General features: G+C 54.0%; 25 protein-coding genes and 1 other annotated feature. Of the genes, 11 read left to right on the top strand and 14 right to left on the bottom strand.

Features of this window, described 5'->3' with window-relative positions; translation table 11 throughout:
• Positions 1 to 133 precede the first annotated feature (133 nt).
• Positions 134 to 562 carry a small heat shock chaperone IbpB gene (gene ibpB / locus HV318_RS13720; RefSeq protein ID WP_182273179.1) on the bottom strand — a complete coding sequence of 143 codons (429 nt, stop codon included), beginning with the start codon at positions 560 to 562 and terminating at the stop codon, positions 134 to 136.
• Between the two features lie 135 nt (positions 563 to 697).
• On the bottom strand, positions 698 to 1,108 hold the full coding sequence (gene ibpA / locus HV318_RS13725) for a small heat shock chaperone IbpA (RefSeq protein ID WP_182273180.1): 411 nt from the start codon (positions 1,106 to 1,108) through the stop codon (positions 698 to 700).
• Positions 1,102 to 1,174 (bottom strand) — a sequence feature (ROSE (Repression Of Heat Shock gene Expression) occurs in the 5'-region of heat shock genes and acts as an RNA thermometer to modulate expression.). Its footprint overlaps the gene before it by 7 nt.
• 248 nt (positions 1,175 to 1,422) lie before the next feature.
• On the opposite strand from ibpA, the gene HV318_RS13730 reads away from it, so the two are divergent.
• Positions 1,423 to 1,755, top strand: coding sequence for a YceK/YidQ family lipoprotein (locus HV318_RS13730; RefSeq protein ID WP_182273181.1), 333 nt, complete (start codon positions 1,423 to 1,425; stop codon positions 1,753 to 1,755).
• Here HV318_RS13730 and HV318_RS13735 read toward each other — a convergent pair.
• From HV318_RS13735 to dnaA, 6 genes are all read right to left on the bottom strand, one after another.
• The gene (locus HV318_RS13735; protein WP_182273182.1) at positions 1,752 to 2,981 is read right to left on the bottom strand and encodes a YidR family protein; all 1,230 of its coding nucleotides are present in this window, start codon (positions 2,979 to 2,981) and stop codon (positions 1,752 to 1,754) included. The genes HV318_RS13730 and HV318_RS13735 overlap by 4 nt on opposite strands.
• A 50-nt stretch (positions 2,982 to 3,031) precedes the next feature.
• Complete coding sequence (yidA, locus tag HV318_RS13740) at positions 3,032 to 3,844, bottom strand: sugar-phosphatase (protein ID WP_182273183.1); 813 nt, start codon at positions 3,842 to 3,844, stop codon at positions 3,032 to 3,034.
• Between the two features lie 195 nt (positions 3,845 to 4,039).
• The gene (gene gyrB / locus HV318_RS13745; protein WP_182273184.1) at positions 4,040 to 6,451 is read right to left on the bottom strand and encodes a DNA topoisomerase (ATP-hydrolyzing) subunit B; all 2,412 of its coding nucleotides are present in this window, start codon (positions 6,449 to 6,451) and stop codon (positions 4,040 to 4,042) included.
• A gap of 28 nt (positions 6,452 to 6,479) precedes the next feature.
• Complete coding sequence (gene recF, locus HV318_RS13750) at positions 6,480 to 7,553, bottom strand: DNA replication/repair protein RecF (protein ID WP_182273185.1); 1,074 nt, start codon at positions 7,551 to 7,553, stop codon at positions 6,480 to 6,482.
• Positions 7,554 to 7,700: 147 nt separating this feature from the next.
• Positions 7,701 to 8,801: a DNA polymerase III subunit beta gene (gene dnaN, locus HV318_RS13755; protein ID WP_182273186.1), complete on the bottom strand. Its 1,101-nt coding sequence runs from the start codon at positions 8,799 to 8,801 to the stop codon at positions 7,701 to 7,703.
• A gap of 4 nt (positions 8,802 to 8,805) precedes the next feature.
• Positions 8,806 to 10,203, bottom strand: coding sequence for a chromosomal replication initiator protein DnaA (dnaA, locus tag HV318_RS13760; protein WP_182273187.1), 1,398 nt, complete (start codon positions 10,201 to 10,203; stop codon positions 8,806 to 8,808).
• A 601-nt stretch (positions 10,204 to 10,804) separates the two neighbouring features.
• Between dnaA and rpmH the strand changes: the two genes are divergently transcribed.
• The 9 genes from rpmH (at position 10,805) to HV318_RS13805 (ending at position 18,337) form a co-directional block, all read left to right on the top strand.
• Positions 10,805 to 10,945, top strand: coding sequence for a 50S ribosomal protein L34 (gene rpmH, locus HV318_RS13765; protein WP_000831330.1), 141 nt, complete (start codon positions 10,805 to 10,807; stop codon positions 10,943 to 10,945).
• A 16-nt stretch (positions 10,946 to 10,961) separates the two neighbouring features.
• Complete coding sequence (gene rnpA, locus HV318_RS13770; RefSeq protein ID WP_182273188.1) at positions 10,962 to 11,321, top strand: ribonuclease P protein component; 360 nt, start codon at positions 10,962 to 10,964, stop codon at positions 11,319 to 11,321.
• Complete coding sequence (gene yidD, locus HV318_RS13775) at positions 11,285 to 11,542, top strand: membrane protein insertion efficiency factor YidD (RefSeq protein ID WP_182273189.1); 258 nt, start codon at positions 11,285 to 11,287, stop codon at positions 11,540 to 11,542. Before rnpA ends, yidD begins: the two co-directional genes overlap by 37 nt.
• Positions 11,543 to 11,544: 2 nt before the next feature.
• On the top strand, positions 11,545 to 13,188 hold the full coding sequence (gene yidC / locus HV318_RS13780; RefSeq protein ID WP_182273190.1) for a membrane protein insertase YidC: 1,644 nt from the start codon (positions 11,545 to 11,547) through the stop codon (positions 13,186 to 13,188).
• A 74-nt stretch (positions 13,189 to 13,262) separates the two neighbouring features.
• Complete coding sequence (gene mnmE / locus HV318_RS13785; protein ID WP_182273191.1) at positions 13,263 to 14,627, top strand: tRNA uridine-5-carboxymethylaminomethyl(34) synthesis GTPase MnmE; 1,365 nt, start codon at positions 13,263 to 13,265, stop codon at positions 14,625 to 14,627.
• Positions 14,628 to 14,738: 111 nt separating this feature from the next.
• Complete coding sequence (locus tag HV318_RS13790; RefSeq protein ID WP_182273192.1) at positions 14,739 to 15,914, top strand: MFS transporter; 1,176 nt, start codon at positions 14,739 to 14,741, stop codon at positions 15,912 to 15,914.
• On the top strand, positions 15,883 to 16,845 hold the full coding sequence (gene yidZ / locus HV318_RS13795) for an HTH-type transcriptional regulator YidZ (RefSeq protein WP_182273193.1): 963 nt from the start codon (positions 15,883 to 15,885) through the stop codon (positions 16,843 to 16,845). Before HV318_RS13790 ends, yidZ begins: the two co-directional genes overlap by 32 nt.
• Before the next feature lie 142 nt (positions 16,846 to 16,987).
• Positions 16,988 to 17,734, top strand: a complete 747-nt coding sequence (locus HV318_RS13800) for a 4'-phosphopantetheinyl transferase family protein (RefSeq protein ID WP_182273194.1) — start codon at positions 16,988 to 16,990, stop codon at positions 17,732 to 17,734.
• A gap of 36 nt (positions 17,735 to 17,770) precedes the next feature.
• Positions 17,771 to 18,337 carry an NADPH-dependent FMN reductase gene (locus HV318_RS13805; protein ID WP_182273195.1) on the top strand — a complete coding sequence of 189 codons (567 nt, stop codon included), beginning with the start codon at positions 17,771 to 17,773 and terminating at the stop codon, positions 18,335 to 18,337.
• A gap of 91 nt (positions 18,338 to 18,428) precedes the next feature.
• Here HV318_RS13805 and adeP read toward each other — a convergent pair whose 3' ends face one another.
• Complete coding sequence (gene adeP, locus HV318_RS13810; protein WP_182274600.1) at positions 18,429 to 19,766, bottom strand: adenine permease AdeP; 1,338 nt, start codon at positions 19,764 to 19,766, stop codon at positions 18,429 to 18,431.
• Positions 19,767 to 19,932: 166 nt separating this feature from the next.
• On the opposite strand from adeP, the gene yieH reads away from it, so the two are divergent.
• Positions 19,933 to 20,598, top strand: a complete 666-nt coding sequence (gene yieH, locus HV318_RS13815; RefSeq protein WP_182273196.1) for a 6-phosphogluconate phosphatase — start codon at positions 19,933 to 19,935, stop codon at positions 20,596 to 20,598.
• An 87-nt stretch (positions 20,599 to 20,685) separates the two neighbouring features.
• Here the strand turns inward: yieH and phoU are convergent, their stop codons facing one another.
• The 5 genes from phoU to pstS all read right to left on the bottom strand — a co-directional run bounded on the left by phoU (position 20,686) and on the right by pstS (position 25,265).
• The gene (gene phoU, locus HV318_RS13820) at positions 20,686 to 21,411 is read right to left on the bottom strand and encodes a phosphate signaling complex protein PhoU (RefSeq protein ID WP_182273197.1); all 726 of its coding nucleotides are present in this window, start codon (positions 21,409 to 21,411) and stop codon (positions 20,686 to 20,688) included.
• A 14-nt stretch (positions 21,412 to 21,425) separates the two neighbouring features.
• On the bottom strand, positions 21,426 to 22,199 hold the full coding sequence (pstB, locus tag HV318_RS13825; protein ID WP_182273198.1) for a phosphate ABC transporter ATP-binding protein PstB: 774 nt from the start codon (positions 22,197 to 22,199) through the stop codon (positions 21,426 to 21,428).
• 47 nt (positions 22,200 to 22,246) lie between these two features.
• Positions 22,247 to 23,137: a phosphate ABC transporter permease PstA gene (gene pstA, locus HV318_RS13830; RefSeq protein WP_182273199.1), complete on the bottom strand. Its 891-nt coding sequence runs from the start codon at positions 23,135 to 23,137 to the stop codon at positions 22,247 to 22,249.
• Entirely contained in the window at positions 23,137 to 24,096 is a 960-nt protein-coding gene (gene pstC, locus HV318_RS13835) for a phosphate ABC transporter permease PstC (RefSeq protein ID WP_182273200.1), read from the bottom strand. Before pstC ends, pstA begins: the two co-directional genes overlap by 1 nt.
• Positions 24,097 to 24,224: 128 nt before the next feature.
• Positions 24,225 to 25,265, bottom strand: a complete 1,041-nt coding sequence (gene pstS, locus HV318_RS13840; protein ID WP_182273201.1) for a phosphate ABC transporter substrate-binding protein PstS — start codon at positions 25,263 to 25,265, stop codon at positions 24,225 to 24,227.
• Positions 25,266 to 25,395: the final 130 nt, after the last annotated feature.

The raw sequence follows: 25,395 nt of genomic DNA on the forward strand, positions 1-25,395 counted from the left end.
GGTTGTATGGGCGATGGCGCACAAAAAAACCGAAGGTAAAAGCAAAACGGTCACCCGAAGGTGACCGTTTTTAGTGTGTACACCCTCTCACAGTGGGAGAGGGCCGGGGGTGAGGGCACCAGCCCGCACACGTTTAGCTGTTCAATGCCTGGCGCTCGCTAATGGCGATACGCTGCGGAGCGATGGCGTCCGGTACGTTGCGGGTCAGGTCGATATGCAGCAGCCCGTTGGTAAACGTCGCGCCGGAGACTTCCATATTATCTGCGAGGGTAAAGCTCAGGCTAAACGGCTGAATAACCAGCCCCTGATGCAGCCATTTTGTCCCGGTTTCTTGTTTTTCCGGCATCCCTTTCACGGTCAGACGCGTACCGTCGAGCTGAATGTCCAGCTCTTCCTGACGGAACCCGGCCAGCGCCAGCGTGATGCGGTAGTGGTTGTCATCGCTTTTTTCAATGTTGTACGGCGGAAATGTCTGTTGCTCGGTGGTGCTTTGCAGGGCGTTAGCCAGCTTATCAAAGCCAATCCACTGACGCAGAAGAGGGGATAAGTCATTATGACGCATGGTAATTCTCCTTCTAAGAAGCGAGTAAGCGCAGGTTATTTTTGTGCGCAGTTGTTCCTGCAAATCCTCATGGATTCGCATATGCTCCCGGTTCGGCAAGCAATTCTGGGTGAGCCGCGACGGCGACCCGCGTAATCAGTTAATTTCGATACGGCGCGGTTTTTTCTCTTCCGGGATCACGCGTTCCAGCTCGATAAACAGCAGGCCGTTAACCAGGTTTGCGCCTTTAACATGAATGTTCTCGGCTAACTGGAACTTGCGTTCAAAGTTGCGCTCGGCAATGCCCTGGTAAAGGTAGGTACGTTCTTTCTGCTCAGCCGTATGGGAACCTTTCACCACCAGCAGGTTGTCCTGCGCGGTGATCTCCAGTTCGCCTTCTGCAAAACCGGCGACAGCAATCGCGATGCGGTAGTGATTTTCGTCAACCAGCTCAACATTGTATGGAGGGTAGCCGTTGCTCTGGCTTTGGTTATTTTCTAAATGGTTAAACAGGCGGTCAAAACCAATTGCAGAACGGTATAACGGGGAAAGATCGAAATTACGCATAAATTAAAACTCCTGAAATCAGCGAGAAATTGTAGCCTTCCATCATGGACAGGCCATTGCGCCCCCGAACACCCATCAGGCGTGTTCGTTATCGGGTTACCTTATTAAAATGGGTCTGGATCCGGGTATTTCAAGCGTATCTGTGCGAGATTTTTTTGCACTTTGCCGGTTGTCGCATAGACTGGGACAACAGCACAAAGGGTTAAATTGCGATGGCTGCCACAGTGCGGGGTTTTCGCGCTATCCATTTTGGATAAGGCTCGCTATAACCCTGAGTTGCAGGTCTATGCAGTGCCATTAACGATGACTGAGTGATGATGAAAAATGTTCTGATAAAGCTGACGATGTTCAGCGGGGTGGTTTTACTTTGCGGGTGTTCGAGCGTGATGTCTCACACCGGCGGTAAAGAAGGAACATATCCGGGGACCCGTGCCAGTGCGGCAATGATTTCCGATGACGATACAAACTGGGGAACCAAATCTCTGGTCATCCTGGATATGCCATTCACAGCAGTAGCAGATACTCTGCTTCTGCCGTGGGACATGTTCCGCACGGATAACTCCGTGCGCTCGCGCGTAGAGAAAAGCGAGAAGGATAATCTGGCCACTAACTCCGTTATCCCACCAGCTGAGATGCCTCCACGCTAATTCTGCGCGGTTTCCGTTAGCCACAGCTGGCGGAAACCGTCTGTTTCTTCCATCCAAGCAATAAAGCGCCCATCCGGAGAAAACACCACCGCGTCGGCAGACGGTGGGTTGCCGTGATCGGACGTCAAAAACGTCACCTCTCCGGTTTCGGCATCACAGCAGGCAATTCGGTTTTCCAGCACAAATCCCAGCATGTTCCCGGATGGGTGCCAGTTAAACGCCGACTGAATACCGCTATCGTGACGGGTCAACTGACGCGGCTCACCCCCTTCAGGTGAGATGAGCCACAACTGCACAATGCCGTTATCATCGCGCATCAGAAACGCCAGCTGTGTTCCTTGTGGATTACTGCGCACCCAGTGGCGCGGTACGTTCACCAGCCCCGGATAGCGGTTCTGATGGGTAAAGGTTAAGCGACGTTGCATGACGCCCGCTGGCGGTGCAGGCATCGTCTCCGGCGTTCCCTGTAACGGCGCATCACCTGCACATTTCCAGCCCTGCTCATCTGTCGGCAACCCAACAATAAACAGCTCAGGCACTTTTTCACCCTGCGTCGACAAAGTATCACCAATAAACGCCAGCCGGGTGTTACCCACCCACCCCTCTTCGTAAGCACGGTTGATTTCATCGCTGCCCGGCTGTGGAACCGGCGTTGTACGGCTCACCAGCACGCTCCAGAAAGTGCCTGCATATTCACGAGGATGCCCCCCCTGCGGCGTTACCGGACCGTATGGAGCCGCCACACCAACGTTGCGTAAATCACGTTTTGGATCGCACTCATGCAGCACATGGTCGTTATACGTGAAGCTAACGAACCGCCCGTTCGGGCTAAAGACGTGAACATGGCTGCCGCCGCGCAGCGCCCCCGCAGTGTAAGGTGCGGTGATATCCATTGCGTCCAGATTCGTGGCCTGGCCGTGTTGTGCAATCACCCCCTGACGATGGTGAAAATCGTACTGCCATTCAGCATCGGGGTTTTCCGGGCCGTGGATAAAGACGTATTTGTCTTCCTCGGGATGAACGGTCACCACGCCAACATGCGCACCGTGAGTAGCACGGTAGATCACCTCAACCTCGCCCGTACTGACATTGACTCGCTCAATCGTTTCACCGGTGAACGACGCCCCGGATGGACGGACGTCATAGGCAAGCCAGAGGCTGTCAGGTGTCCAGGTATTGGTATTGGTGAGCTGGTGATGGCGGGAAGCGAAGGTGATTTGTTTCATGAGGATACCCTGATACGCGGTTATCGCATCAGGGTATAGCAAGCGAGGTATTAGTTCAGCACAAACTTCTCAATCGCGTAAGCAACGCCGTCTTCCAGGTTGGATTTGGTGACAAAATTGGCCGCTTCTTTCACCGACGAGATGGCGTTATCCATCGCTACGCCCATGCCTGCATATTCGATCATCGCAATATCGTTTTCCTGATCGCCCAGCGCCATGATCTCATCGGGTTTGATACCCAACGCATCGGCCAGCGATTTCACACCCGTGCCTTTATTGACGCGTTTATCGAGGATTTCGAGGAAGTACGGCGCACTTTTCAGCACGGTGTACTTCTCTTTCACGTCTGCCGGAATTCGGGCAATGGCTTTATCCAGGATCTCAGGCTCGTCAATCATCATCACCTTCAGGAACTGCGTATCCGGGTCCATTTTTTCGGCTTCGCAGAACACCAGCGGAATGGTCGCGACAAAAGACTCATGCACGGTGTAGTAGCTGATATCGCGGTTAGCGGTATAAAGGGTATTGCGGTCGAGCGCGTGGAAGTGAGAACCCACTTCGCGGGACAGTTTTTCCAGGAACAGGTAATCGTCATAACTCAGCGCGGTTTGCGCCACTGTGCTGCCATCAGCCGCCTTCTGCACCAGCGCACCGTTGTAGGTAATGCAGTAATCACCCGGCTTATTCATGTGCAGCTCTTTCAGATAACTGTGCACGCCCGCATACGGACGACCAGTAGTCAGCACCACATTGACACCTTTTGCGCGTGCAGCGGCAATCGCGTTTTTAACGGCAGGAGAGATGGTGTGGTTTGGTAGCAACAGCGTGCCGTCCATATCGATTGCAATGAGTTTGATGGCCATGAGATCCCCGGATTGAATAAGTCTGGGCTCATGCTAACGCGATTCCGCTCAAAAAACAGTAAAAGAGTCGGGGATAAAGGGGGATGGGATTTGAGGAGGGGATTCCTCTTTTGCACTGAATTATTTCCCCTCACCCTGCCCTCTCCCCAAAGGGGCGAGGGCGAAAAGTGTCGTTAAGGTGAGGGGAAAAACGGCTTAAATGTCGATATTCGCCGCTTTCAGCGCATTCTCTTCGATAAAGGCACGGCGTGGTTCAACGGCATCACCCATCAGGGTGGTGAACAGCTGATCCGCAGCAATAGCGTCTTTCACGGTAACACGCAGCATGCGGCGGCTTTCCGGATCCATAGTCGTTTCCCACAGCTGATCCGGGTTCATTTCACCCAGACCTTTATAACGCTGAATCGCCAGACCGCGACGAGACTCTTTCACCAGCCATTCCAGCGCCTGCTCGAAGCTGGCAACCGGCTGACGACGTTCACCACGTTCGATGAAGGCATCATCTTCGATCAGACCACGCAGCTTCTCACCGAGAGTGCAGATGCGGTGGTATTCCGGGCCGGTCACAAACTCGTGCTCCAGCGGATAGTCAGTATCGACGCCGTGGGTACGCACGCGGATAACCGGCTCAAACTGCTGATCGGCATTCTGCTGAATATCACATTTCCACTGGCTACCGTGCTGCTCTTTCTCGTTAAGCTCGCTCACCAGCGTGTTCACCCAGCGGGACACGGTCTGCTCACTGCTCAGATCGGCTTCGGTCAGGGTTGGCTGATAGACCAGCTCTTTGAGCAGCGCTTTCGGATAGCGACGCTCCATACGACCAATCATTTTCTGCGTGGCGTTGAACTCGGAAACCAGACGTTCCAGCGGCTCCCCGGCCAGTGCAGGCGCGTGAGAGTTCGCATGCAGGGTTGCACCATCAAGGGCGATCGCGATTTGGTACTGATCCATCGCGTCGTCATCTTTAATGTACTGTTCCTGTTTGCCTTTCTTCACTTTGTACAGCGGCGGCTGTGCAATGTAGACGTGACCACGTTCAACGATTTCTGGCATCTGACGGTAGAAGAAGGTCAACAGCAACGTACGGATGTGCGAGCCGTCGACGTCCGCATCGGTCATGATGATGATGCTGTGATAACGCAGTTTGTCCGGGTTGTATTCGTCACGGCCAATGCCGCAGCCCAGCGCGGTGATCAGCGTCGCCACTTCCTGAGAAGAGAGCATCTTGTCGAAACGGGCTTTCTCTACGTTGAGGATTTTACCCTTCAGCGGCAGGATAGCCTGGTTCTTACGGTTACGGCCCTGCTTCGCAGAACCGCCCGCGGAGTCCCCTTCCACAAGGTACAGTTCAGACAGCGCCGGGTCGCGTTCCTGGCAGTCAGCCAGTTTGCCTGGCAGACCTGCTAAGTCCAGCGCACCTTTACGGCGAGTCATTTCACGGGCTTTACGCGCCGCTTCACGGGCACGTGCCGCGTCGATAATTTTGCCAACAACGATTTTCGCGTCAGACGGGTTTTCCAGCAGGTATTCGCTCAGCAGTTCGTTCATCTGCTGTTCAACCGCAGATTTCACCTCAGAAGAAACCAGCTTGTCTTTGGTCTGAGAGGAGAACTTCGGATCCGGCACCTTCACAGAGACAACCGCAATCAGGCCTTCACGGGCATCGTCACCGGTGGCGCTGACTTTCGCTTTCTTGCTGTAGCCTTCTTTGTCCATGTAGGCGTTCAGGGTACGGGTCATCGCTGCGCGGAAGCCCGCCAGGTGAGTACCGCCATCACGCTGTGGAATGTTGTTGGTGAAGCAGTAGATGTTTTCCTGGAAACCATCGTTCCACTGCAGTGCCACTTCCACGCCGATACCGTCTTTTTCGGTGGAGAAGTAGAAAATATTCGGGTGAATTGGCGTTTTGTTCTTGTTCAGATACTCAACGAACGCCTTGATACCACCTTCGTAATGGAAGTGGTCTTCTTTGCCGTCACGCTTGTCTTTCAGACGAATAGAGACGCCAGAGTTCAGGAACGACAGTTCACGCAGGCGTTTCGCCAGGATGTCGTACTCAAATTCAGTGACGTTGGTGAAGGTTTCGAGGCTCGGCCAGAAACGCACCATCGTACCGGTTTTGTCGGTGTCGCCAGTCACAGCCAGCGGTGCCTGCGGCACACCGTGTGTATAAAGCTGACGGTGAGTTTTCCCTTCACGCTGGATAACCAGCTCCAGCTTCTGCGACAGGGCGTTAACCACGGACACGCCTACGCCGTGCAGACCACCAGAAACTTTATAGGAGTTATCGTCGAACTTACCGCCTGCGTGCAGAACGGTCATGATCACTTCCGCCGCAGACACGCCCTCTTCCGGGTGAATACCGGTTGGGATACCACGGCCATCATCGGTGACAGAGACAGAGTTGTCCGCATGGATCGTGACCACGATGTCTTTACAGTGACCCGCGAGCGCTTCGTCGATAGCGTTATCTACCACCTCGAATACCATGTGGTGCAGACCGGTGCCGTCATCCGTATCGCCGATATACATACCCGGGCGCTTACGCACCGCATCCAGCCCTTTCAGGACTTTGATACTGGAGGAGTCATAAGAATTCGACATCAACGTTTCTCGCTCATTTAATCTTGGGTTAATCCGTTATTTTACCCTTTTCCACGGTAAACATCTTCGAATTTTCGTCCGACATGTCTATAACGTGTTCAGCGCTAATGGCGCTGACGAAAACCTGCGACTGCGTGGCTTTTAAGCGACTGGCAAGCAGCCCACGCCGCGCGTCGTCAAGTTCCGAGGCAAAATCATCTATCAGATACAGGCAGCGTCGCCCGCTTTCGCGGGTTAAAAACTCCCCCTGCGCCAGGCGCAGCGCGCACATCAGGAGCTTGAGCTGCCCGCGCGACAAGGTATCTTCGACCGGTGCGCCGTCAGCACGAATGCGAAAATCGGCCTTGTGCGGGCCATGCGCGGTGTAGGTCAACATGCGGTCGCGCTCGAAGTTTCTCTCTAACACTTCTGCGTAATCCGTCTCTTTCTCCCAGCCGCGCTGGAAGGAGAAGGTGAGAGAAAATTCAGGTAAAAACTGTTTGCAGGTGTCGGCCATATCTTCGGCGATACCTGCGCTGTATTCGGCACGCCAGCGGCTGATTTGTTCCGCAAGCGGGATTAACTCCATATCCCACGGACGCAGCTGGGCGTAACGCGTCACCTGGCGCAACGCGGCGTTACGCTGCTTAAGCAGACGCTTCAGGTTGTTCCAGGCGTTAAAGAAACCGGCTTCGTTGTGAAAGCATCCCCAGTCGAGGAACGCTCTTCTGTATTTGGGGCCGCCGTTGAGTAAAGTAAACCCCTCCGGCGTAATCAGTTGCATGGGCATTAACAGCGCCAGCTCCGCCACTTTGTGGCCGTCGGTACCGTCGATGCGCACCTTGCTGTCACCCAGCTTGTCTTTGGTCAGGCCGATGGCGGTTTCCCGCTCTTCTCCCTGCAAACGTCCGTGCAGAACAAAGGATTCCTGCTCGTGGCGAATCACGCGACCAATCTGCAAACTACGAAAAGCCCGGCCGTGGCCGAGCGTATAGATGGCTTCCAGTACGCTGGTTTTGCCGCTGCCGTTCGCGCCAACCAGGAAGTTAAAGCCAGGGGATAAAGCGAGATCCGCGCTTTCAATGTTGCGGAAATCTTTAATTAAAAGGCGCGTCAGTGACATATCTGGGTTTCTTCGGGCCAGGGCGTAATCGGCGCAGCCAGTTTCAACGCGGACTGCGCACAGACCCTGGAGCGTACACGAAGTACGTGACAGGGGCGAGCACAGCCCAGGTTGAAAATGGCAAGTAAGATAGCCCGATATTTTTCACTACAGTCTCATTGGCATGACAACATACGCCGCGCTTTGGCTGGCTGCATCTTCAATCTGTACGCTCGATACGGAGTCGGTCAGCAGAATGCGCACATTTTCGCATTTCAGTGCATTCAGCACGTCCAGCACGTAGCTGACGTTAAAGCCAATTTCCATCTCAGCCCCGGCGTAGGTGACGTCCAGAATCTCTTCTGCCTCTTCCTGCTCCGGGTTGTTGGCGGTGATTTTGATCTGGTTTTCGCTCACATACAGACGCACGCCGCGGAATTTCTCATTGGAGAGGATCGCTGCACGGGCAAAAGCCTGCTTGAGGCTATCGCAGCCCGCTTCCAGCGTTTTGTCCGGGTTCTTCGGCAATACGCGGCGATAATCCGGGAAGCGACCGTCAACCAGCTTCGATGTGAAGACAAAATCACCCACGTGTGCGCGGATGTTGTTGCTGCCAATCTGCACGCGCAGCGGAGTGTCTCCGCCGTCGAGCATACGCATCAGCTCAATCACACCTTTACGCGGTACGATCACCGAATGGTTTGGCAGTGAGTCGCCAATTGGCATAGAACAGACCGCCAGACGGTGGCCGTCTGTTGCCACGGTACGCAGCTCTTCACCTTCGGTTTCAAACAGCATGCCGTTTAAGTAGTAACGAACGTCCTGGTGCGCCATTGAGAACTGCGTGGCTTCAATCAGACGCTTCATCGTCGCCTGCGGCAGGGTGAATTCAACTTCACTCTGCCAGTCATCCAGGTTCGGGAAGTCTGCTGCAGGCAACGTAGAGAGGGAGAAACGGCTGCGGCCAGAGCGCACCAGCATGCGGTCGCCCTCCAGCTGCACGGCGATTTCAGCGCCTTCCGGCAACCCACGGCAGATATCAAAGAATTTACGTGCCGGAACAGTGGTCGCGCCCGCATTATGCGGCTGAGACAGCGTAACGCGCGCGATCATTTCCATTTCCAGGTCTGTGCCGGTCAGCGACAGCGTACCGTCCGCGACCTGAAGCAGCAGGTTTCCGAGAATAGGCAGCGTTGGGCGGCCACCTAATGGGCCACTCACCTGTTGCAGCGGTTTTAATAAATGTTCACGTTCAACGGTAAATTTCATAGCGTCACGATGATAATGTTCTGATTAAATTGGAAAAATCTTCTTTTATGTCGTGGCTTTCTTCGCGTAACTGCTCAATCTTACGACAAGCGTGCAGCACGGTCGTATGGTCACGGCCACCAAACGCATCGCCGATCTCCGGCAAACTGTGGTTGGTTAACTCCTTTGCCAGCGCCATCGCCATCTGACGCGGGCGCGCCACCGAGCGGGAACGACGTTTAGACAGCAAATCTGCCACTTTGATTTTGTAGTACTCGGCCACCGTCTTTTGAATATTGTCGATGGTGACCAGTTTTTCCTGCAATGCCAGTAAATCACGCAGCGCTTCACGCACAAAATCGATGGTGATCGCACGACCGGTGAAGTTGGCATTGGCGATAACGCGGTTCAGTGCCCCTTCCAGCTCACGCACGTTGGAGCGCAGACGCTTGGCAATGAAGAACGCCACTTCACCCGGCAGGCGAATGTCGTTCTCATCGGCTTTTTTCATCAGGATCGCCACGCGGGTTTCCAGCTCCGGTGGCTCGATCGCCACGGTCAGGCCCCAGCCAAAACGGGATTTCAGGCGATCTTCAACACCGTTGATCTCTTTTGGATAACGATCCGAGGTCAAAATGATCTGCTGATTGCCTTCCAGCAGCGCATTAAAGGTGTGGAAAAACTCTTCCTGCGAACGCTCTTTATTCGCGAAGAACTGGATGTCATCGATCAGCAGTGCGTCAACAGAACGATAATAGCGTTTAAACTCTTCGATCGCATTGTTTTGCAGGGCTTTTACCATGTCCTGAACGAAGCGCTCGGAGTGCATATACACCACTTTCGCATTAGGCTTACGCGCCATAATGCCGTTACCCACCGCATGCAGAAGGTGCGTTTTACCCAGACCCGTGCCGCCATAAAGGAACAGCGGGTTGTAAGCACCACCGGGGTTATCTGCAACCTGGCGAGCCGCCGCGCGCGCCAGCTGGTTCGATTTACCTTCAACGAAGTTATCGAACGTGTGTTTAACGTTAACGTTAGAGCGGTAGGTTGGCTCTGCGGGTGCAGGAACGTTGTCCCAGCCCGGACGGGCAGCCGGTGCAACGCGAGGAGCCGGAGCGGGTGCAGCCTGGGCAGGTGCGGTCACATTTACCGTTTCACGAACGGTTTGCGTAACCGGCTTTGTTCCCACCTCAAAGCGCAGTTGCGGAACATCTGATCCGCAGAAATCATTTAACAATCCGTTGATATTATTTAGGTATTTATCCCTGACCCAATCGAGCACAAAACGGTTTGGCGCATACAAAGCCAGCGTGTTATCGCTCAGTTCCGCCTGCAATGGGCGGATCCACATACTGAATTCTGTGGCTGGTAACTCATCCTGCAATCGGGCAAGACACTGCTGCCAAAGCGAAAGTGACACGGCGGACTCCACTCGAACAATAAAAGAAAACTATTGAATATTCATGATTGTTGGCGCACATCGACATGACCCTGTGCAAAAGGGGGATGTGCGAATTGCTATCTGCAATTTTATCCTGACCCGGATCCTGGGATCCCGATCGGGACCGCGGATCATAGCCTAAACTGAGTCAGAGATCTTCTGTTTCTCACAGATTCTTCCCGATTTATCCACAGGAAGATCCGAAACCGGGTAAGTGTAATCGATCCTGAGGAGAGTGCCCCACGATTTAGCCCGCATATTGGAAAAATTAATGAGCACAGACAATTTTTTACTTAAATGATCTAACGAAGATCCAGGACGATCCTTGCGCTTTGTTGGGGAGGCCGTATAATCCTCGACCCGGCGCGTGATGCTCATCTTCCTGCGTCGTCCGTTGTTCATTTTCCACGCGAAAACGTGCGGAATTACGCGGGAAATAAGGAAAGAGAATTGACTCCGGAGTGTACAATTATTACAATCCGGCCTCTTTAATCACCCACGCTGAGGCGTTAGTCGTTCGAAACTCGTTCGGGTATACGCAAAAGTCAGTGAATTTATTCAAGTTTAGGTAGAAATCGCCATGAAACGCACTTTTCAACCGTCTGTACTGAAGCGCAACCGTTCTCACGGCTTCCGTGCTCGTATGGCTACTAAAAATGGTCGTCAGGTTCTGGCACGTCGTCGTGCTAAAGGCCGCGCTCGTCTGACCGTTTCCAAGTAATAAAGCTAACCCCTGAGTGGTTAAGCTAGCATTTCCCAGGGAGTTACGTTTGTTAACTCCCACTCATTTCACTTTCGTCTTCCAGCAGCCACAACGGGCTGGCACGCCGCAAATCACCATCCTCGGCCGCCTGAATTCGCTGGGGCATCCCCGCATCGGTCTTACTGTCGCCAAGAAAAACGTTAAGCGTGCGCATGAACGCAACCGGATTAAACGTCTGACGCGTGAAAGCTTCCGTTTACGTCAGCACGAACTGCCTTCTATGGATTTCGTGGTGGTGGCTAAAAAGGGGGTTGCCGACCTCGATAACCGTGCTCTCACGGAAGCGTTGGAGAAATTATGGCTCCGTCACTGTCGCCTGGCTCGCGGGTCCTGATAGCCCTCATTCGGGTCTATCAACGCCTGATTAGTCCGCTACTCGGGCCACACTGCCGTTTCACCCCAACATGCTCAAGCTACGGAATTGAGGCATTGCGCAGGTTTGGAGTGATAAAAGGCAGTTGGTTGACAGTGAAACGCGTATTAAAATGCCACCCTTTACACCCAGGTGGAGACGACCCCGTCCCCCCAGGACCCTTTGATACCAGAGAACACTAACGATGGATTCGCAACGCAATCTTCTTATCATCGCTTTGTTGTTCGTGTCTTTCATGATCTGGCAGGCATGGGAGCAGGATAAAAATCCTCAACCCCAGCAGCAGACCACGCAGACCACGACCACCGCAGCGGGTAGCGCCGCCGACCAGGGCGTACCGGCCAGTGGCCAGGGGAAACAGATTACGGTTAAGACCGATGTGCTTGAGCTGACTATCAACACCCGTGGTGGTGATGTTGAGCAGGCGCTGCTGTTGACCTACCCGAAAGAGCTGAAGTCTACCGAACCGTTCCAGTTACTGGAAACCACGCCTGAGTTTATCTACCAGGCTCAGAGCGGCCTGACCGGTCGTGATGGCCCGGATAACCCGGCTAACGGTGCGCGTCCGCTGTATAACGTCGAGAAAGACGCGTTCGTGCTGGCTGATGGTCAGAACGAAATCGCTATCCCGATGACCTACACCGATGCGGCAGGCAACACCTTCACCAAAACCTTCACCCTGAAACGCGGTGAGTATGCGGTGAGCGTGGGCTACAACGTACAGAACACCGGTGCAAAACCGCTGGAACTGTCGACCTTTGGCCAGCTGAAGCAATCCATCAATTTGCCGACTCACCGTGACACCGGAAGCAGCAACTTTGCGCTGCATACCTTCCGTGGCGCGGCGTACTCCACGCCTGACGCGAAGTACGAGAAATACAAATTCGACACCATTGCCGATAACGAAAACCTGAACGTCAGCGCTAAAGACGGTTGGGTGGCAATGCTGCAACAGTATTTCGCCACAGCGTGGGTGCCAAACAACGACGGTACCAACAACTTCTACACCGCGAATCTCGGTAACGGTATTGCAGCCATCGGCTACAAATCGCAGCCGGTTCTGGTTCAGCCGGGTCAAACCGGTAAGCTGACCAGCACCCTGTGGGTTGGCCCGGAAATCCAGGACAAAATGGCTGCCGTTGCGCCGCATCTGGATCTGACCGTGGATTACGGCTGGTTGTGGTTCATCTCTCAGCCGCTGTTTAAGCTGCTGAAGTTCATCCACAACTTCCTGGGTAACTGGGGCTTCTCCATCATCGTTATCACCTTCATCGTTCGTGGCATCATGTACCCGCTGACTAAAGCGCAGTACACCTCCATGGCGAAGATGCGTATGCTGCAGCCGAAGATTGCGGCAATGCGTGAGCGTCTGGGCGATGACAAACAGCGTCAGAGCCAGGAAATGATGGCCCTGTATAAAGCAGAGAAAGTGAACCCACTGGGTGGTTGCTTCCCTCTGATTATCCAGATGCCAATCTTCCTTGCGCTGTACTACATGCTGATGGGTTCCGTTGAGCTGCGCCACGCGCCGTTCGCACTGTGGATCCATGACCTGTCTGCACAGGACCCGTACTACATCCTGCCGATCCTGATGGGTGTGACGATGTTCTTCATCCAGAAGATGTCTCCGACTACCGTGACCGACCCGATGCAGCAGAAGATCATGACCTTTATGCCGGTCATCTTCACCATGTTCTTCCTGTGGTTCCCGTCAGGTCTGGTGCTGTACTATATCGTCAGCAACCTGGTGACCATCATCCAGCAGCAGCTGATTTACCGTGGTCTGGAAAAACGTGGCCTGCATAGCCGCGAAAAGAAAAAATCCTGATCAGGTAAGTTAACGCTAAAATAAGGGCGGTCGATTGACCGCCTTTTTTTATTGCAACACTGTAGAGACAAACCATGAGCCATAACGACACTATCGTCGCCCAGGCAACCCCACCGGGACGCGGTGGTGTTGGCATTCTGCGTATCTCCGGCCTGAAGGCGCGCGAGGTGGCTGAAGCGGTGCTGGGTAAACTGCCAAAGCCGCGTTACGCTGATTATCTGCCATTTAAAGATACCGACGGCACCTCGCTGGATCAGGGCATTGCGCTGTGGTTCCCTGGCCCGAACTCCTTTACCGGCGAAGATGTGCTGGAGCTGCAGGGTCACGGCGGCCCGGTGATCCTCGACCTGCTGTTAAAACGCATTCTGACCCTGCCTGGCCTGCGCATTGCGAAGCCGGGTGAGTTCTCCGAGCGTGCTTTCCTGAACGACAAACTCGACCTGGCACAGGCCGAGGCAATTGCCGACCTGATCGACGCCAGCTCTGAACAAGCGGCCCGCTCCGCGCTGAACTCGCTGCAGGGAGCATTTTCTGCCCGCGTGAATCATCTTGTGGAAGCACTTACTCACCTGCGGATCTACGTCGAAGCGGCCATCGACTTCCCGGATGAGGAGATCGACTTCCTCTCTGACGGCAAAATTGAAGCCCAGCTCAACAGCGTGATGGCCGATCTCGATGCGGTCCGTGCCGAAGCGCGTCAGGGCAGCCTGCTGCGTGAAGGGATGAAGGTGGTGATTGCCGGTCGTCCTAACGCCGGAAAATCGAGCCTCCTGAACGCGCTGGCAGGCCGTGAAGCGGCGATCGTCACTGACATTGCCGGCACCACCCGTGACGTACTGCGCGAGCATATTCACATCGACGGGATGCCGCTGCACATTATTGATACTGCGGGTCTGCGCGATGCCAGCGATGAAGTAGAGCGCATTGGTATCGAGCGCGCCTGGCAGGAAATTGAGCAGGCCGACCGCGTGTTGTTTATGGTGGATGGCACAACCACCAGCGCGGTTGACCCGGCGGACATCTGGCCAGACTTTATCGCCCGTCTGCCAGCCAAACTGCCAATCACCGTGGTGCGTAACAAAGCCGACGTCACTGGCGAAACGCTGGGCATCAGCGATGTGAATGGTCACTCACTGATCCGCCTGTCGGCACGTACTGGCGAAGGCGTGGATGACCTGCGTAACCACCTTAAGCAGAGCATGGGCTTTGACACCAGCATGGAAGGCGGCTTCCTGGCGCGTCGTCGTCATCTGCAGGCGCTGGAAGAGGCAGCAAACCACCTTGTTCAGGGTAAAGCACAGTTGATTGGCGCATGGGCGGGTGAACTGCTGGCGGAAGAGCTGCGCCTGGCGCAGCAAAATCTGAGTGAGATCACCGGGGAGTTTACGTCGGATGATTTGCTGGGAAGGATCTTCTCGAGCTTCTGTATTGGTAAGTAATTTCCGCTAACACATGGTGATTTCCTCTCAGGAAATCACCATTGTCCAAATGGCAACTCGCATCTTCCCCTTTATCCCCCTATTCTGCTTGCCTGTCTCTATGGGGGGTTTATGGCTCGTTTTCTGTTTTGTAGTTTTGCACTGGTTCTGCTTTATCCATCAGGCATTGATATGTATCTGGTGGGGTTACCACATATCGCCAGCGACCTCGGTGCCAGCGAAGCGCAGCTGCATATTGCGTTTTCGGCCTACCTCGCAGGTATGGCGTCGTCGATGGTGTTTGCCGGAAAGATTGCGGACAAGGCAGGTCGTCAACCTGTTGCCATCACAGGCGCGGTGATTTTTGCGCTGGCTTCCGTACTCTGCTCACTGGCACAGGACAGCACATTGTTCCTGGCGGGGCGCTTTGTCCAGGGAATTGGCGCTGGCAGTTGTTACGTTGTGGCCTTCGCGATTTTGCGCGACACCTTAAGCGCTCAGCGCCGTGCCAAAGTGCTCTCCATGCTAAACGGCATCACCTGTATTATCCCGGTACTGGCACCTGTCGTGGGATATCTCATCATGCTGAAATTCCCGTGGCAGAGCCTTTTCTGGACAATGTCGGCAATGGGGGCACTGGTCTTTATTTTGTCGATCGCGGTGCTGAAAGAAACGCACCCTGGCGCGCAAAATACGGGACATACCGCAACGATTCACCCGGCGGAGAAACTCCTCAATCGCTTTTTCATTAGCCGGTTGTTGGTCACCACGCTAAGCGTGGCGGTGATCCTGACCTATGTAAACGTTTCCCCGGTGTTACTGATGGAAACGATGGGTTTTGATCGCGGGGAATATTCAACAGTGATGGCGTTAACCGCAATGGTCAGTATGGCCGTGTCATTCTCCACGCCGTTTGCACTGAATGTCTTCAGCCAGCGCACGCTGATGCTGACCTCACAGGCGTTGTTCCTGGCTGCAGGTGTGATTCTGGCGACCACCAGCTCGCACGCGATTATGCTTGCGGGTATCACCCTGATTTGCGCCGGATTCTCCGTCGGTTTTGGTGTCGCGATGAGCCAGGCACTGGGTCCATTTTCGCTGCGAGCTGGCGTGGCAAGCTCAGTGCTGGGTATCGCGCAGGTCTGTGGTTCATCACTGTGGATTTGGCTGGCGGCAGTTATCGGCCTTAATGCGCTGAATATGCTGATCGGGATACTGATTGGCTGTAGCATGCTCTGCATCACCTTGCTTATCGTCATCCAGCCTGTGGCGCATTATGAAGAAACCCATCAGCAGTCTCGATCTTAACTTATTGCTATGCCTGCAGCTTTTGCTGCAGGAGCGCAGCGTCACCAAAGCCGCGAAACGGATGAACGTCACACCGTCTGCGGTGAGTAAATCACTGGCGAAGCTGCGCGACTGGTTTGAAGACCCGCTGTTTGTGAAAACGCCGCTGGGGTTGTTACCGACACCGCTGACGGTGAGCCTGGAGCAGGATCTGGCCGACTGGATGCAGATTGGTAATCAGATCCTCGACAAATTCCACCATGACTCCCCCGGCGGCCTGAAGTTTGTGCTGGCAGCGGAAACCCCGCTGATGCTGATCCGCTTCAATGCCTTGCTGGAGCAGGTAAATCAGCGCTATCCGCAGGCTACGGTGAAAATGCGCAACTGGGATTACGACTCGCTGGATGCCATTACCCGCGGGGAAGTGGATCTTGGCTTCACAGGCCGCGAAACGCACCCGCGATCTCGCGAGCTGCTGAAGCTGTTACCGTGGTTTATCGACTACGAGATCCTGTTTAGTGACCGTCCGTGTGTTTATCTGCGCGAAGATCACCCTGCACTGCAGGAAGAGTGGAACCTGGAGACGTTCCTGCGCTACCCGCATATCAGCATCTTCTGGGAACGCAGCGACACCTGGGCGCTTGATGAGGTGCTGAAAGAGATGGGGCGCGAACGCAATATCGCCATGAGCTTACCCGGCTTTGAGCAGTCGATGTTTATGGCAGCGCAACCCGGCCACAACTACATTGCCACCGCGCCGCACTACTGCCACCACTATAATCAGCTCCACCAGCGCAAGCTGATCACCCTTCCCATACCTATCGATGAAACGCAGGCTGAAAAGCTTACCGTGCCCTTCACGCTGATCTGGCATAAACGGAACAGCCATAATCCAAAAATCCTCTGGCTGCGGGAAACAATCAAAGCGCTGTATGGTGCGCCACTGCGCTAGCGATCCAATTTTTGCCTAAGAAAATGTAAAGTTCGGTCCTCAGGCTTCTCTTACTCCCATTTACTGATTAAAACAGAAGCTAAGTTAAGCGATAATGATGTAATCGTTTAACCTGACTACAACCATTATCAAGGAGCGAAAAATGGCTACGCACTTTGCAAGAGGGATACTGACAGAAGGGCATCTCGTATCAGCCAGAATTTCTTCAGCGTGCCACAGCGAGGCACGCACACTTCCTGAGCACCGCCGGACGCGTTTTTTAGCTTCCCGGGCACTTCTCGCTGAACTGCTGTTTATGCTGTACGGCACCAGTGAACTGCCAGACATCATCACCCAACCGGAAGGTCGTCCGGTCTTTGCCGACCCGGAGCTGCCCCGTTTTTCCATTGCTTACACGGGCAACATTATTGGTATAGCGCTCACCACCGAGGGTGACTGCGGGCTGGATATGGAACTTCAGCGCGCCACCCGAGGTTTTCACAGCGCGAACCCGCACGACGATTACCCACTTTCCAGCAATGAGCAGCTGTGGGTACGTAACCAAAACGATCCCATCGAGGCCAGGGCTCAGCTCATCACCTTGCGCCAGAGCATTCGTAAGCTCTGCGGCTGCGCATCAGACGATGCCAGCCTGGTGCAGTTACTTCCCGGCTCCGGACGCCTGCGAGCCACCAAAACCGCACTGGTAGAAGCGCTCAGCGACGCAGAGGATGTCTTAATCTGGTCTATTGCCGTCACCCCTGCTATTGAGCGGCTGAAAATTTGGGAATTTGACAGCACGCGCGGATGGCGTAGCCTTCCGGATGTGCCCGAACGCGCCAACGAGCCCGCTGCACGCCTGATGAGATTAACCAGTTTACCGGCAGAAAAAGCATTTACCCTTAGCTGATCCATTCAGGGTCATCATGATGAAACAGGAGTAATCATGTCTGATACGTTGAAAGTTGTTACGTTACTGGGAAGCCTGCGCAAAGGTTCATTTAACGGGATGGTTGCCCGCACGTTGCCACAGCTGGCACCAGCAGGAATGGAGATTAACGCCCTGCCGTCCATTGGCGATATTCCGCTTTATGATGCGGATGTACAGCAGGAAGAAGGCTTCCCGCAGAGCGTGGAAGCCCTGGCAGCGCAAATTCGTCAGGCTGATGGCGTGGTTATTGTGACGCCGGAGTATAACTACTCGGTTCCAGGCGGTCTGAAGAATGCCATCGACTGGCTATCACGTTTGCCGGAGCAGCCGCTCTCGGGTAAACCAGTGTTGATCCAAACCAGTTCAATGGGTGCCATTGGCGGTGCTCGCTGTCAGTATCACCTGCGCCAGATCCTGGTATTCCTGGATGCAATGGTAATGAACAAGCCGGAATTTATGGGCGGAGTGATTCAAAACAAGGTCGACCCGCAGACGGGTGATGTGGTGGATCAGAGCACGCGTGACCATCTCTCTGGCCAACTGACCGCGTTTGGGGATTATATTAAGCGGGTCAAAGCGTAAAAGAGGTGCGGGCTGATGCCCTCACCTCAGCCCTCTCCCACGGGAGAGGGTGCAAACACTAAAGCCCTTTTCGAAGAAAAGAGCTTGCTGTTTATTTCGCGTCGATGAACACAATCTTCAGCACAAACAGCAGCGCCACAATGATCACGCATGGGCTGAGGTCGCGGAAACGACCGGTACCGATCTTCATCACGCAATAAGAGATGAAGCCCAGCGCGATACCTTCAGTGATAGAGAAGCTGAACGGCATCATCACCGCGGTAATAAAGGCAGGAACCGCTTCGGTCAAGTCTTCCCACTTCACGCGAGCCAGGCTTGAGGTCATCAGTACGCCCACGTAAATCAGCGCACCGGCTGCCGCATACGGTGGAACCATCCCGGCCAGCGGGGAAAGGAAAATCACCAGCAGGAACAGAATACCGACCACAACCGCCGTCAGACCGGTACGACCGCCAACGGACACACCAGAAGAGGATTCAATATACGCGGTAACGGAAGAGGTACCGATAAAGGAACCAACAACGGAGGAGATACTGTCGACAAACAGCGCCTGCTTCATGCGCGGGAATTTGCCTTTTTCATCGGCCAGACCCGCTTTGTCAGTCACGCCAATCAGCGTACCGGAGGAGTCAAACAGGTTCACCAGCATGAAGGAGAAAATCACGCCCGCCAGACCCAGGTTCAAAGAACCGGCCAGGTCAACGTGACCAATAACCGTAGAAACACTCGGCGGAGCGGAGACGATACCGTTGTAGTGAACGTCGCCCAGCATCCAGCCCAGCAGCGTGGTGATCACGATGGAAACCAGTACCGCCGCATGAATGTTACGGGAGGCCAGAATCGCGATGATAAAGAAGCCCAGCACACCCAGCAGCACGTTATGGGATGTCAGGTGACCAATGCTGACCAGCGTATCCGGGTTAGCCACGATAACACCCGCATTTTTCAGCCCCATCATACCGATGAACAGGCCGATACCGCTGGTAATACCTACACGCAGGCTCACCGGAATATTGGCAATCATCCAGTAACGCACGCGGAAAATGGTCAGCAGCAGCAGACCCATAGCACCCCAGAAGATAGCCCCCATCCCCACTTGCCACGGCAGACCCATAGCCTGAACGACCACGAACGCGAAGAACGCATTCAGACCCATCGCCGGAGCCAGAGCAACAGGCAGGTTGGCAAATACCCCCATCAGAATGCTGCCCAGCGCAGCGATCAGACAGGTGGTCACGAAGACGGCGCTGGTATCCATGCCAGCAACGCCCAGAATTTGTGGGTTAACAAAAACGATATAGACCATCGTCAGGAAGGTGGTGAAACCGGCGATCACTTCGGTGCGTGCCGTTGTGCCATGCTCGCGCAGTTTAAACACGCGCTCAAGCAGCCCCTGACCAGATGTCTGGGTAGTGTGTTGTTGACTCATCATCAATTTCCGAACAAGGAGGGAAAATTCGTCGCTATCCTATACCAAAATGCGACAATAAGGGCAGTTGCGGGATACTTTTTTTCATTGGTTTTGCTTATACGGCAACGATTGCGTCTCGTAAAACTGCAGTACGTAAACGTTAAACTTGTTAAAAGGGAAAGGCATGTCCGGAATTGAAGCGGTATTTTTCGACTGCGACGGTACGCTGGTCGACAGTGAAGTCATTTGTTCCCGCGCGTATGTCACCATGTTCCAGGAATTTGGCATCACGCTCGAGCTCAAAGAGGTGTTCAGGCGCTTTAAGGGCGTGAAGCTCTACGAGATCATCGACATCATTAACGAAGAACACGATGTGGATTTGGTGAAAGCGGATCTGGAGCCGGTATACCGTGCCGAAGTCGCACGTCTGTTCGACGCTGAACTTGACGTCATTACTGGTGCAAACAGGTTACTGGATGCGATGACGGTGCCAATCTGCGTGGTCTCTAATGGCCCGGTCAGCAAAATGCAGCACTCGCTGGGTAAACTGGATATGTTGCACCACTTCCCGGAAAAACTGTTCAGTGGTTACGATATTCAGCGCTGGAAGCCAGACCCGGCACTGATGTTCCATGCGGCGAAGGCGATGAGCGTCAACGTAGAAAACTGTATTCTGGTGGACGACTCTATGGCGGGTGCGCAGTCGGGGATTGATGCGGGAATGGAGGTGTTTTACTTCTGTGCCGATCCGCACAACAAACCGATCGATCATCCAAAAGTGACGACGTTTACCGATCTGGCACAGCTGCCAGAACTGTGGAAGGCACGCGGGTGGAATATCACACGCTGAAAAAACAAAGCCGGATGGTGCTAACACCCATCCGGCCTGCATGGCATACGTAGGGCGGGTAAGCGTTAGCGCCACCCGCCACAAACCTCACGCCTTCTGATCTTTATCTGCCAGCAGCTTATCCAGCTCGTCGCCGCCCACATGACGGAAGTCCTGACCTTTCACGAAGTAGAAGATGTATTCGCAAATGTTCTGGCAGCGGTCGCCGATACGCTCAATTGAGCGCGCACAGAACAGGGCGGTCAGTACGCTTGGGATCGTACGTGAATCTTCCATCATGTAGGTCATCAGCTGACGCACGATGCCTTCATACTCCTGGTCAACTTTCTTGTCTTCACGGTAAATACGCACCGCTTCGTCCAGATCCATACGCGCAAAGGCATCCAGCACGTCGTGCAGCATCTGCACGGTGTGGCGACCCAGCGACTCCAGGCTAACCAACAGCGGCTGGTGCTGCTGCGAGAATTTCTCCAGTGCGGTACGGCAGATTTTATCCGCAACGTCACCAATGCGTTCCAGCTCGGCGATAGTTTTGATGATCGCCATCACCAGACGCAGGTCGCTCGCCGTTGGCTGGCGCTTGGCAATAATGCGCACGCAAGCCTCGTCGATGGCCACTTCCATCATGTTGACGTTTTTGTCGCCTTCGATAACGCGCTTCGCCAGCTCGCTATCCTGATTGTGCATCGCGGTGATCGCATCAGAAAGCTGCTGCTCCACCATGCCGCCCATGGTCATCACCTGAGTGCGGATGCTTTCCAGCTCGGCGTTAAACTGGCCGGAAATGTGTTTGTTAAGATTGAGATTGTCCATAGCGCACTCCTGAATCAACCGTAGCGACCGGTGATGTAGTCTTCTGTTTGCTTTTTCGCGGGCTTGGTGAACAGATCGTCCGTGTTACTGAACTCAATCAACTCGCCCAGGTACATAAACGCCGTGTGGTCTGAACAACGTGCCGCCTGCTGCATGTTGTGGGTCACAATCACCACGGTGTAATCCTGCTTCAGCTCGGTGATCAGCTCTTCGATACGCCCGGTTGAGATCGGATCCAGTGCTGAACACGGCTCATCAAGCAGCAACACTTCCGGGCGAATAGCGATACCACGCGCAATGCACAGACGCTGTTGCTGACCACCGGAGAGAGAGTAACCGCTCTGGTGTAACTTATCTTTGGTTTCGTTCCATAATGCGGCCTTGGTCAAAGCCCACTGCACGCGCTCGTCCATATCGGTACGAGACAGCTTTTCAAACAGACGCACACCAAACGCGATGTTGTCATAAATCGACATCGGGAACGGCGTGGGTTTCTGGAACACCATACCCACTTTCGCACGCAGCAGGGCGATATCCTGGGTATTGGTCAGAATGTTGTCACCGTCCAGGATGATTTCGCCTTCGGCACGCTGCTCCGGATAGAGCGAATACATCTTGTTAAAGGTACGCAGCAGGGTGGATTTACCACAGCCAGACGGACCGATGAATGCCGTGACCTGGTTCTTCGCGATATCCAGGTTGATATTCTTCAGGGCATGGAATTTGCCGTAGTAGAAGTTCAAATCACGAACCTGAATCTTACCCGGGGCAGTATCAACCATACTCATTGACTCATTTCCTCATTCGACGCCGCGAGGTGCCGCGCCGTAAAAAATTAACCGTGTTTCTTCTTCGCGAAAATGACGCGCGCCAGAATATTCAGCAACAGTACACAAAGGGTAATGATCAGCACCCCGGCCCAGGCCAGTTGCTGCCACTCCGCGAATGGGCTCATCGCAAATTTAAAGATTGTCACCGGCAGGTTGGCGATTGGCTGCATCATATCCGTGCTCCAGAACTGGTTGGAGAGCGACGTGAACAGCAGAGGTGCCGTTTCACCCGCAATACGCGCAACTGCCAGCAGAACACCGGTCATGATCCCGGAGATTGACGCTTTCAGCGTAATGGCGGAGATCATTTTCCATTTCGGTGTTCCCAGTGCGTAAGCCGCTTCACGCAGACTGTCTGGCACCAGCTTCAGCATGTTCTCGGTGGTGCGGATGACAATCGGTACCTGTAACAGCGCCAGTGCAATCACACCAGCCCAACCGGAGAAGTGCTCCATCTGTGCCACAACGATGGTGTAGACGAACAGACCGACCACGATAGACGGGGCAGAAAGCAGAATGTCGTTGATGAAGCGAATAACTTCCGCCAGCCAGGATTTACGGCCATATTCTGCCAGGTAGATACCCGCCATGATGCCCAGTGGGGTACCGAAGATCGTTGCCCACAGGATCAACAGGCCGCTACCCGCCAGGGCGTTCGCCAGACCACCACCTGCAGTATTTGGCGGCGGGGTCATTTCGGTAAACATTGCCAGCGACATGCCATCAATACCGCGAACAACGGTAGAGAAGAGGATCCAGACCAGCCAGAACAGACCGAATGCCATCGTCGCCATAGAGAGCGTCAGTGCAATACGGTTCTTGATGCGGCGCTTGGCCTGCATCTTGCGGCGGGATTCCGCCAGTTCAGCGGTGCTTTGCATTTCGAGAGTCGCCATTAGCGTGCCCCCTCATTTTTAGCCAGGCGCATAATCATCAGCTTGGAAATCGCCAGGACAATGAAGGTGATAACAAACAGGATCAGGCCCAGTTCCATCAGCGCAGCAACGTGCAGCCCGGATTCCGCTTCGGCAAATTCGTTCGCCAGTGCAGACGTAATACTGTTACCTGGCATGTAGAGCGAGGCGCTGTCGAGCTGGTAGGTGTTACCGATAATAAAGGTGACTGCCATCGTTTCACCCAGAGCACGACCCAGACCCAGCATCACGCCGCCTATCACCCCATTTTTGGTGAACGGCAGGACGATGCGCCAGATAACTTCCCAGGTGGTGCAGCCGATACCGTAGGCCGACTCTTTCATCATCACCGGGGTTTGTTCGAAGACATCGCGCATAACAGCCGCAATGTACGGAATAATCATGATGGCCAGGATCACACCTGCAGCCAGAATACCGATGCCGAATGCCGGGCCTGAGAACAGCGCGCCCACAAACGGAATTGCAGAGAGGATATTACCTACCGGCTCCTGGAAGTACGTTGCGAACAGCGGAGCAAAGATAAACAGCCCCCACATGCCGTAAACGATACTGGGAATAGCAGCCAACAGTTCAATGGCGATACCCAGTGGACGTCGCAACCAGCCTGGTGCCAGCTCTGTCAGGAACAGGGCAATACCGAAGCTCACCGGAACGGCAATCAGCAGGGCAATGAATGAGGTCACCAGCGTGCCGTAAATGGGGACCAGCGCACCGTAGATATCGTTCGGCGCATCCCACTCTTTACTCCACAGGAAGGAGAAACCGAATTTCTGGATGCTCGGCCAGGAGGAGAAAATCAGAGACACGATAATGCCGCCCAGCAGCAATAGCACAATCAGCGCAGCCAGTCTGACCAGCGCGCTGAAAATCATGTCACCTTTTTTACCCGGAGGGTTAAATGCAGGCTTGGTTGCAGCCATAAATCACTCTTCTGTTAAAAACGTCTTACGAATATGCCCGGTGGCGCTAACGCTAACCGGGCCTACAGCTTGAACCGTAGGGCGGGTTAGCGTTAGCGCCACCCGCCATCTTCGTCAAAAATATCCTGTTAGTACAGCGCTTTACCGCTACTGTCTTTCACGTTGGTTTTCCATGCAGCACGAATCTGCTCAACCACGCTGTCTGGCAGGCTAGCGTAATCCAGGTCGTTAGCCTGTTTATTGCCGTTTTTGTATGCCCAGTCGAAGAATTTCAGCACTTCAGTACCCTGCTCAGGTTTCTTCTGCTCTTTGTGAACCAGAATGAACGTGGTAGAGGTGATTGGCCATGCACCTTCGCCTTTCTGGTTAGTCAGATCCTGTGCGAAGGATTTGCTCCAGTCAGCGCCTTTGGCGGCATTAGCAAAGTTCTCTTCGGTTGGACTCACTGGCTTACCATCTGCAGACAGCAGTTTGGTGTAAGACAGGTTGTTCTGTTTCGCGTACGCATACTCTACGTAACCGATAGAACCAGGCAGACGCTGTACGAACGCGGCGATACCGTCGTTACCTTTACCGCCCAGACCGGTTGGCCAGTTAACGGTAGAGCCAGAACCGACTTTAGATTTCCACTCTTCGTTCACTTTTGCCAGGTAGCTGGTGAACACGAAAGAGGTACCAGAACCATCCGCACGGCGAACCACAGCGATGTTCTGAGAAGGCAGTTTCAGGCCTGGGTTGAGTTTAGCAATTGCTTCGTCATCCCATTTTTTGATTTTACCCAGGTAGATGTCACCCAGGGTTTTACCGTCCAGCACCAGCTCACCAGATTTCACACCTGGCAGGTTGACCGCCAGAACCACACCACCGATAACGGTTGGGAACTGGAACAGGCCTTCCTGAGCCAGTTTTTCATCAGTCAGTGGAGCATCTGATGCACCGAAATCAACGGTGTTAGCGGTAATTTGTTTCACGCCACCGGAGGAGCCGATACCCTGGTAGTTAACCTTGTTACCGGTTTCTTTCTGGTAGGTATCCGCCCATTTGGCATACACCGGCGCAGGGAAGGTTGCACCAGCGCCAGTCAGGCTTGCTTCTGCGAATACAGAGAAAGCACTCAGAGATAAGGTCGCGGCGACAACAGTTGCGACAGTGGTACGCATAACTTTCATAATGTCTCCTGCAAGATTTTCGTAAATCGTTGTTTAGTGGCTACGATGAGCAAAATAGGACAAACAGGTGACAGATAAATGTACGAATTATGACAGTTTTATGACAACGAAAATTTCACTTAAAAAGCAA

Source organism: Enterobacter sp. RHBSTW-00901, from assembly GCF_014103115.1.
Classification (GTDB): Bacteria; Pseudomonadota; Gammaproteobacteria; order Enterobacterales; family Enterobacteriaceae; genus Enterobacter; species Enterobacter cloacae_P.